Here is an 8336-nt window from a genome sequence, read left to right on the forward strand (position 1 = left end):
TCCGTGGTCAGTAGATGAAACCGTCGATGGCGCGCACTTCGCGCAGCGGTACGCGCTGGCCCAGCATTTCGCGCAGGGTGAGTTCGATGCCGCGCGACAGCGCGGTCATCGGGGTGTCGTGCACGGTGTTCTCGAACGGGTCTTCGATGGCGCTGCTGGCGCTGTCGATGGCGATCAGGGTGAAGCTGATCAGCACCGAGGCGATCGGCATGGCCAGGCCCATGCCGGCGATCAGGCCCAGCGGCACCAGCCAGCAATACATGTTCACCAGCGTGCGCGGCAGCGAGGAGAACTGCCGCGGCAGCGGGGTGTTCTTGATGCGTTCGCAGGCGCCCTGGATATTGGCCAGCGTGGTGAGGTTGGCGTCCAGCGACGACCAGCGCAGGCTGTCGAGCATGGCCCAGTCGCGCGCCTGCTGCAGTTGCTGGCCCAGCCGCAGGGTCAGCGCGTTGGGGATGTTGGCGTAGCCGCGCAGGTCGTCGGCGCGTGCCTGGCCGAGCAGCCCGGCCAGCTCGGGGAATGGGTTCTGCCGGCGCAGATGGCAGCGCAAGGCGTGCACGAAGGCCACCTGGTGCACCACGATATCGTCGCGCAGTGCGGCCTGGCGCGGGTCGGCCGGGTCCACATCCAGCGCGGTCAGGGCCTGGCGTGCGATGGCGCGCGAGGTGTTCACCAGCGAGCCCCAGAGTTGGCGCGCCTCCCACCAGCGGCCATAGGCCGCATTGGCGCGGAACGCCAGGAAGATGGTGAGCGCCGAGCCGAGCTGGGCCAGCGGCAAGGCTTCGATCGACAGCCACTGCCAGCCGAAGAAGGTGTAGAGCACGGCCACAGCGCAGTCGAACGCCAGCAACACCAGCAGGCGCTTGTAGGTCTTGGGCCAGATGCGTCGCAACGGGAACGTATCGCGGGTGATCATGGGAGAGGCAACATCGACGTGGGGTGGATGCATTACACCCAGCCTCCACGGTCGTGTCTGCCATCCTTGCGCCAGCGTTGGACAGTGCACGCACCGTCCGAACGATGCGGCCGGGCTATCTTTCGATAGGGTGAAATCCGCAGGCCTGGCCACGATGCTGTGACATTAACCATCGCAAGAGAGAAGCGGCATTGCAGCGCAGGTGCATAGGTAGGCAATGGACAGACTGAGACTGCCATTCAAGTGGCGCGGGCAGGTGGTCAAGCTCAATCGAGGCCCGACGCTATGGGCGTCGCTGGCGATGCTGGTCTCGCTGGTGTGGGCGGAGTGGTACTCGCACCTGGGCGTATCGCTGGGGCTGCTGTACATCCTGCCGGTGGTGCTGGCGGCCACGGTGCTGTCGCGGCGCGACATCGTCATCGCGGCGATCGCCTGTGCGGTGCTGCGCGGCCTGTTCGTCACCGACGAAACCCTGGTCGAACAGGCACTGCGCTTTTTCATGGCGACGATTGCCTATGCCGGCTGCGGGCTGCTCGTGGCTGAAATCAGCCGCACCCGCCGGGTGATCCTGGCCCATTACGTGCAGCTGCGTGCCGAACAGCGGCTGCGCCGGCGGCTGGAGCGGCAATTGCGGCTGCTTGCCGAGAGCAGCCCGGCGGCCTTGCTGACCGTGGCCGGCGACGGCCGCATCGTGGCGGCCAACCGCGCCGCGCACGAGATCCTGGACATGGCCGAGGAGGGCGGGCTGGAAGGCCGCGCGGTGCGCGAGTTCCTGCCGCTGCTGGACGATGCGCTGAGCATGAGCGCCAATCTGGATGGCATGCGCACCTCCGCCAGCACCTGGGGCTGCCGCAGCGACGGTACCCGCTTCCCGGCCACCACCTGGTTCTCGGTCTACGAAGACAGCGCCGAGCGTCACCTGGCCGCGATCCTGGTCGACACCAGCGAGGAAGTGCGCGCGCGCGAATCGGCGCACTTCGACGATGTGCTGAAGAACAATCGCCTGCTGGCCGGCGCGGTGTCGCACGAGATCCGCAACCTCTGTTCGGCGGCGGGTGTGGTCACCTCCAACCTGGCGCGGCATCCGGCCATTGGCGCTGATCCGGACTTGGCCGCGTTGCGTAGCCTGGTGGCGGCATTGATGGAGCTGGCGTCCTTCAACCTGCGACGGCAGCTGCCCGACGACGCGCATGAAACGCGGCTGCAGACGCTGTGCAGCGAGCTGGATGTGATCATCCGTTCGGACTGGGAGGACGTCGAGGGCCAACTGGTGATCCAGATCGCGGCCGACTTCCCCTCGGTGCACGGCGACCGCCACGCGCTGTTGCAGGTGTTGCTCAATCTGGCGCGCAATTCGCTGCGCGCGGTGCAGGCGCTGCCACCGCAACGCCGCCAGTTGATCGTCAGTGGGCGCCTGGAGCAGGGGCGCGCGGTGCTGAGTGTGCGCGACACCGGGCCCGGCATCGCCGAGCCGGGCCGCCTGTTCCAGCCGTTCCGCAGCGACAGCGACGGTTCCGGGCTGGGGCTGTACATCTCGCGTGCGCTAATGGCCAACCAGGGCGGTCTGCTGCGTTACGCGCCCGGCGGGGAAGGCGCCTGTTTCGAGCTGCATCTGCCGCTGGCGCACGCACCATATGCGGAGGCGCTGGATGGATGAGTCGCGGCGCGCACCGGTGCGCCTCTACCTGCTGGACGACCACACGCTGTTCCGCGAGGGCCTGCTGCGCCTACTCGGTGCCGACGCCCGCTTCGAGGTGGTCGGGCAGTCCGGCGCATTGGCGCAGGCCATCGTACAGATCGCCTCGCTGACACCGGACGTGGTCATCCTCGACTACGACATGGGCGAGTACAACGCGCTGGATTACATGCGGCGCCAGGCCGAGCAGGCGCGCCGTCCGGCCACGCTGGTCGTCACCGCCGGGCTGCCCGAGCGCGACGCACTGGCCTTGATCCGGCTCGGCGTGTCCGGTATCTGCCGCAAGGATGTCTCCACCGATGAACTGATCGACAGCATCCATGCGGTGGCGATGGGCCGGGTGCTGATCGACCAGCGTTATCTGCAATCGCTGGTCGCCCAGGGCACCCAGGAAAGCCGGCCCAGTTTTACCGATCGTGAGCGCGAAGTGCTGCGTGGCCTGCTGCGCGGGCAGTCCAACAAGTTGATCGCACGCCAGCTCGGCAGTTCGGAAAGCGCGATCAAGGCCACCTTCCAGCAGCTGTTCAACAAGCTCGACGTGCGCTCGCGCAGCCAGTTGGTGATGGTGATCCTGCAGGATTATCGCGATCTGGTGTGAGGTGTCGTGGTCCATTGAAGCCATCGGGCGAGCGATGCAGATGCAGATGCTTGTCCGCTGAACCCGATGCAGTTGCAACGGCACGCTGACAGATAGGGCGTGCGACAAGGCCGCATGTGTAACGCTGATCTGCCGCCTTGCAGGCATGCCGATCGGGATGCAACAGACGTTGTTCGCGGACAAGCGCCAAGCCTCACGTCATCACACGATGTCGGACTCATCTGCACGAGGCATGGACAAAGCGCCGGTCATCATGCGTGCCTGATGGAGAGAGGTGTTACATGGCGAAGCCGACGCTGTTCTTCCTGCACGCGCTTGGGTCCAGCAGCAACGAGTGGTCTGGCGTGATCCAGCGACTGGAAGCGCGCTTCGATTGTGTGGCGCTCGATATTCCCGGCTTTGGAGACGCGCCGCCGCTGCAGCATGTCGACACCGCCGCATTGGTTGCGTGGTTTGTCGACGAGGTGATCCGGCGGCAACCGACCTGCTGGTTTGCGGTCGGACACAGCATGGGCGGAAAGATCGCCACCCTGGCAGCGGCGCAGGCACGCGGGGGCGTGGCCGGGCTTGCCGGCCTGGCCGGCGTGATCCTGGTCGCGGCGTCGCCGCCAGAGCCGGAGCCGATGGAGGAGTCACGCCGGCAGACCATGCTGGCCTGGTTCGAAAAGGGCCATCCCACCCGGCAAGAGGCCGAGCAGTTCATCGACGACAACTGTGCGGCGAGGTTGCCTGCGCCTGTGAGGGACGCGGCTGTAAACGATGTGCTGCGAACCAGTGCAAAAGCATGGATCGCCTGGCTTGCGCACGCCAGTCGTGAGGACTACAGCGCCCAGGCCGGCTGCATGCACGTGCCGGCGTTGATCCTCGCCGGCAGTGAGGATGGCGACCTCGGCGAAGCCGCGCAAACCGCGTTGAACGCCCCGCATTATCACGCTGCGCGTCTTGCCGTCGTGGCCGATGCCGCGCACCTGATCCCCTACGAACAACCGCAATACGTGGCGCAGCTGATCGCAGCGCATGTGGAACGCAGCATCGACAAGCGCCTGCCCGATGACTTCGTCAGGCTGCTCAATGCAGACCGGGTTGCCCCGCGCATGCGCAAGCTGCTGCTCAGCCGGCATGCCGGCCCACCCGCAGATGCGCAAGGCGTGCTGAGCCAGCATCAACTGGAGATACTCGGCGCAGTCGTTGCGCGTGTATTGGATGGGGCAGGGGATGCGCGCGGGATTGCACGGCGGATCGACGTCCAGCTTGCCGAAGGCGCAGGAGATGGTTGGCGCCATGCCGCGTTGCCACCCGATCGGCTGGCGATGCCGCTGGGGCTCGACACGCTCGACGCGCTGAGCAACGGCTTCGCTGGCCTGCCTGCGGAGATCCAGGACCGTTGGCTGCGCGAGGTGTCGCGCGCGACGGCCGGCGATTCCTCGGCACATGGGCTGGATGCAGCGCAGCTGGCGCATTGGTTCGAGGACGTGCGTGCCGAGGCCGTACGGACCTGGGTCAGCCTTCCCGCCACGATGGCGGCCTTGGGATACGACGGCTTTGCGGTTGGTGGTGTCGGTATCGACAGCCTGGGCTATCAGCACACCGCAGCCGACCGACAGGAAGCCTGGCAGCTTCCTGCCGAAGGCCTGCGATGAGCCCGGGCACCCACGACGCTGCAGTCGATGTGGTGGTGGTAGGCAGCGGGGCGGGCGGCGGCCCGCTGGCCGCACGGCTTGCACAGGCAGGTCTGTCGGTGGTGGTGCTGGAAGCGGGTGCGGCCTTCAGCCCTGCCTCCCATCTGCCCGATGAGTTGACCACCGGCATCTACTGGATGGAAGAGCGCCTGAGCGGCGGGCAGACGCCAACCGCATTCGGCGCCAACAATTCCGGTTCGGGCCTGGGCGGTTCGACCCTGCATTGGGGCGCCTTCTGCCCCCGTCCGGACAAGCGCGATCTGAGCCTGTCGACGCACACCGGGCAGCGCAGCATGGATTGGCCGATCGCGCATGAAGAGCTGCTGTCCTATATCCGCCGCGTGGAGGAGTTCATCGGCGTCTCCGGGCCGGCGCACTATCCGTGGGATCCCGAGCGCAGCTACGCCTACGCGCCGCCGCAGCGCAATGCGTCGGCCAACGCGATGGAGCGCGGTTGCCGCACGCTCGGCATCACCGCCACCGATGCGCCTGCCGCGTTGGTGACCAGAGCGCATGCGCAGCCGCACTACGGCATGCGCGCGGCCTGCAACAACTGCGGCGCCTGTCATCAAGGTTGCAGCAATGGCGCCAAGGTGAGCGTCGATACCACCTGGCTGCCGTTGGCGCGCGCGCACGGTGCCCAATTGCGACCCGGTTGCCGGGTCGTCGATATCGAGCGCGATGCGCGTGGCATGGTCAGCGCGGTGGTCTATCAACAGGACGGACGCGAACTGCGCCAGCGTTGCACAAGCCTGTTCCTGTGCGCAGGCGGCGTGGAAACACCGCGCTTGCTGCTCAACCTGGGGCTGGCCAACTCCAGCGGTCAGGTCGGGCGCAATTTCATGGCACATGTGGCCACCCAGGTGTGGGGGGAGTTCGATGCGGACATGCGCATGAACCGTGGCTACCCCTCGTCGCTGATCACCGAGGACATGCTGCGCCCGGCCAATGCGGATTTCATCGGCGGTTATCTGGTGCAGAGCCTGGGCGTGCAGCCGATCACCCTGGCCAACACCCTGGCACGTGGCGCAGGCCTGTGGGGGAGGGAGCTCGTCTCGACCATGACGCGCTACAACCGCCTGGCCGGCATCGGCATCAATGGCGAATGCCTGCCGCAGGACGCCAACCGGCTGACCCTGTCCGATGAGCGCGATGCCTTCGGCCAGCGCAAGGCGCGTATCGACTTCAGCTACGGGCCCAACGAACGCGCGATCGATACCCACGCCCGCACATTGCTGCACGCAATCTGGGAGGCGGCCGGTGCCCAACGCATCTTCGCCGCCGCCCGCTCCGCACACACGTTGGGCACCTGCCGGATGGGCACCGATCCGGAGCAGGCCGTGGTGGATCCGGATGGCCGCGCCTTCGATATCGCCAACCTCTACATCTGCGACAACTCGATTTTTCCAAGTGCACTGGCAGCCAATCCCGCGCTGACGCAGATGGCACTTGGCCTACGCACGGCGGAGCGCTTTCTCGCCCGCTAGTTGCGTGCCTACCACCACCTCTCTCTACCACCAGGAGTTCAGCATGGATCTCGGAATCAACAATCGGATCGCCCTCATCAGTGGCGGCGACTCGGGAATGGGCAAGGAGACCGCGCGACAGCTGCTCGAAGCCGGCGTGCGCGTGGCGATCACCGATCTTCCGGACGGCACGCTCGACCAGGCAGTGGCCGAGCTGTCGGGCCTGGGGCAGATCATCGCCATCGAGGGCGACGTCACGCGCGAGCAGGACGTCGCCGCCATCTGGACACAGGTGCGCGAACAACTGGGCGACCCCGACATCTACATCAACGCAGCGGGCGTCACCGGCGCAACTGGCGACTTCCTGGAGGTCAGCGACGCCGGCTGGCTCGAAACGCTGGACATCAACTTGATGGGCGCAGTGCGCATGTGCCGCCAGGCCATCCCCGCGATGCGCCGCAATCAATGGGGTCGGATCGTGCTGTTCGCCTCGGAAGACGCCGTGCAGCCTTACGTGGACGAGCTGGCCTACTGCGCATCGAAGGCAGGAATCCTCAGCTTGGCCAAGGGCCTGTCCAAGGCCTACGGACCGGACAACGTGCTGGTCAATACGGTGTCGCCCGCCTTCATCGCAACCCCGATGACCGACAAGATGATGCAAAAGCGCGCCAGCGAAAACGGAACCACGTTCGAGCAGGCGATCGAATCGTTCCTGGACGAAGAACGTCCCGGCATGGTGCTCAAGCGACGCGGCCGCCCCGAGGAAGTGGCCTCGGCGGTCGCCTTCCTGTGCTCCGAGCGCGCCAGCTTCATCAACGGTGCCGGGATCCGGGTGGATTCGGGGTCTGTCTTTACCATCGCGGGTTGAGGCGGGCGTCGTTCCGAGATGCGGTGAGCTATATAAGCTGCCGCGTCGCTTCTCTGCGCCCGTTACCAGGTGCAGAGAAGTGAGCGCGTGTGTAATCGGATGCAGGAATACTGCAGCCACGTTACCCAGGAAACCAGCTCATTCAGTGGAGTGAAGCGCCCACGTTCGCGGCAACGCACTCACCACAGCCTTGGCAACCGCCTGCGGTGCACGGGCCGCGCAACTCCCCTCGATACCCATCCCACGCCGTATCGCAGGCATTGTCTTCGGCAGGATAGGAGACGCTACCTTCCGCTTCTCGCTGCGGCATCGCTCTCACCGGCCGCCGCCAACGCTTTCGGCGCGAACTGATACCCCATCGAGCGCCAGGACGATGCGATGCCCAGGTCATAGCCATAGACCAGGGTGACGCGGATGGCCGACATGGCGGCCGCCTTCTTGTCATTGGCGAGGACGACCCTGGCAATGTGCTCCCCCAACGCCTTGTCGTCGATGCGCCGTTCGGACAGGTTGACCTGCACAACCACAGATTCGACATTCGGCGTGCCAAACACCGTGTTGTGCACGACGCGCGCAGACTGCACGCCCGGCTCGGCACTGACGGCTTCATGGGCCGCCAGCAAGTCCTTGAAGTAGTCGCTCTGCGCAAGTTGCCCGGTAAACGCCGGGACTGCTGCGGCTGCGATCATCAACACAGCGACCACCACCAAGTGCACACGCCACACCGGCATCGGCCCGACAGCGGCGAGCGGCGTTTGCGCGGTCACCACCGAACTTCCCACCGCAAGGTCGTGCAACGAACGACGGCCGCGACGATTGAACAGATACAGATAAAGGATCGAGAGCGTCCCGCCAAAGATCAGCAGCGTCAACACATGCTGCAGCGGCGAGAGCAACACATCGCGATCGAACTGTGCGCCGTTGAGGAAGAACGGGACACCCAATACCGAGTAACGCAGCAGCGATTGTGGAAGTGCCAGCAGGGCATCGTCCTTGCCAGCAACGCGCACGCCCAGCAGGCGCTTGCCCAGGGTCTGCCCCTTGCAAAGCACGCTGTTCATGACCCCGAAGTAAGGGCACCTCGAACAACCTCGATTCTGCCGTTTGAGATGT

The 8336-nt window shown here is 65.9% G+C and carries 7 protein-coding genes; 5 read left to right on the forward strand and 2 right to left on the reverse strand.

All coding sequences use genetic code 11. The features are described 5' to 3' along the window. Window positions 1–7: 7 nt before the first annotated feature. Window positions 8–949 (reverse strand): bestrophin family protein, encoded by a 942-nt coding sequence (locus XARJCFBP2528_RS21540; RefSeq protein WP_211257634.1) that lies wholly within the window; start codon window positions 947–949, stop codon window positions 8–10. Window positions 950–1133: 184 nt separating this feature from the next. On the opposite strand from XARJCFBP2528_RS21540, the gene XARJCFBP2528_RS21545 reads away from it, so the two are divergent. The 5 genes from XARJCFBP2528_RS21545 to XARJCFBP2528_RS21565 all read left to right on the forward strand — a co-directional run bounded on the left by XARJCFBP2528_RS21545 (window position 1134) and on the right by XARJCFBP2528_RS21565 (window position 7223). After that, window positions 1134–2573, forward strand: coding sequence for an ATP-binding protein (locus tag XARJCFBP2528_RS21545; protein WP_047125079.1), 1440 nt, complete (start codon window positions 1134–1136; stop codon window positions 2571–2573). Beyond that, a complete protein-coding gene (locus XARJCFBP2528_RS21550) occupies window positions 2566–3210 on the forward strand; it encodes a LuxR C-terminal-related transcriptional regulator (RefSeq protein ID WP_024939961.1) in 645 nt (214 codons plus the stop codon). Before XARJCFBP2528_RS21545 ends, XARJCFBP2528_RS21550 begins: the two co-directional genes overlap by 8 nt. Before the next feature lie 281 nt (window positions 3211–3491). Continuing rightward, window positions 3492–4850 carry an alpha/beta hydrolase gene (locus XARJCFBP2528_RS21555; RefSeq protein WP_016904820.1) on the forward strand — a complete coding sequence of 453 codons (1359 nt, stop codon included), beginning with the start codon at window positions 3492–3494 and terminating at the stop codon, window positions 4848–4850. Continuing rightward, entirely contained in the window at window positions 4847–6376 is a 1530-nt protein-coding gene (locus XARJCFBP2528_RS21560) for a GMC family oxidoreductase (protein ID WP_016904821.1), read from the forward strand. Before XARJCFBP2528_RS21555 ends, XARJCFBP2528_RS21560 begins: the two co-directional genes overlap by 4 nt. A gap of 43 nt (window positions 6377–6419) precedes the next feature. Continuing rightward, window positions 6420–7223: an SDR family NAD(P)-dependent oxidoreductase gene (locus tag XARJCFBP2528_RS21565; protein WP_024939964.1), complete on the forward strand. Its 804-nt coding sequence runs from the start codon at window positions 6420–6422 to the stop codon at window positions 7221–7223. 284 nt (window positions 7224–7507) lie between these two features. Here XARJCFBP2528_RS21565 and XARJCFBP2528_RS21570 read toward each other — a convergent pair. Further along, on the reverse strand, window positions 7508–8336 hold an 829-nt coding region (locus tag XARJCFBP2528_RS21570; protein WP_047125083.1), incomplete at its 5' end, for an RDD family protein.

The organism is Xanthomonas arboricola pv. juglandis (assembly GCF_001013475.1).
Taxonomy (GTDB): Bacteria; Pseudomonadota; Gammaproteobacteria; order Xanthomonadales; family Xanthomonadaceae; genus Xanthomonas; species Xanthomonas arboricola.

Bases quoted from the DNA above. Each gene is read 5' to 3' on its own strand.
- XARJCFBP2528_RS21540 (WP_211257634.1), bottom strand. From the start codon at position 949: ATGCATCCACCCCACGTCGATGTTGCCTCTCCCATGATCACCCGCGAT.
- XARJCFBP2528_RS21545 (WP_047125079.1), top strand. From the start codon at position 1,134: ATGGACAGACTGAGACTGCCATTCAAGTGGCGCGGGCAGGTGGTCAAG.
- XARJCFBP2528_RS21550 (WP_024939961.1), top strand. From the start codon at position 2,566: ATGGATGAGTCGCGGCGCGCACCGGTGCGCCTCTACCTGCTGGACGAC.
- XARJCFBP2528_RS21555 (WP_016904820.1), top strand. From the start codon at position 3,492: ATGGCGAAGCCGACGCTGTTCTTCCTGCACGCGCTTGGGTCCAGCAGC.
- XARJCFBP2528_RS21560 (WP_016904821.1), top strand. From the start codon at position 4,847: ATGAGCCCGGGCACCCACGACGCTGCAGTCGATGTGGTGGTGGTAGGC.
- XARJCFBP2528_RS21565 (WP_024939964.1), top strand. From the start codon at position 6,420: ATGGATCTCGGAATCAACAATCGGATCGCCCTCATCAGTGGCGGCGAC.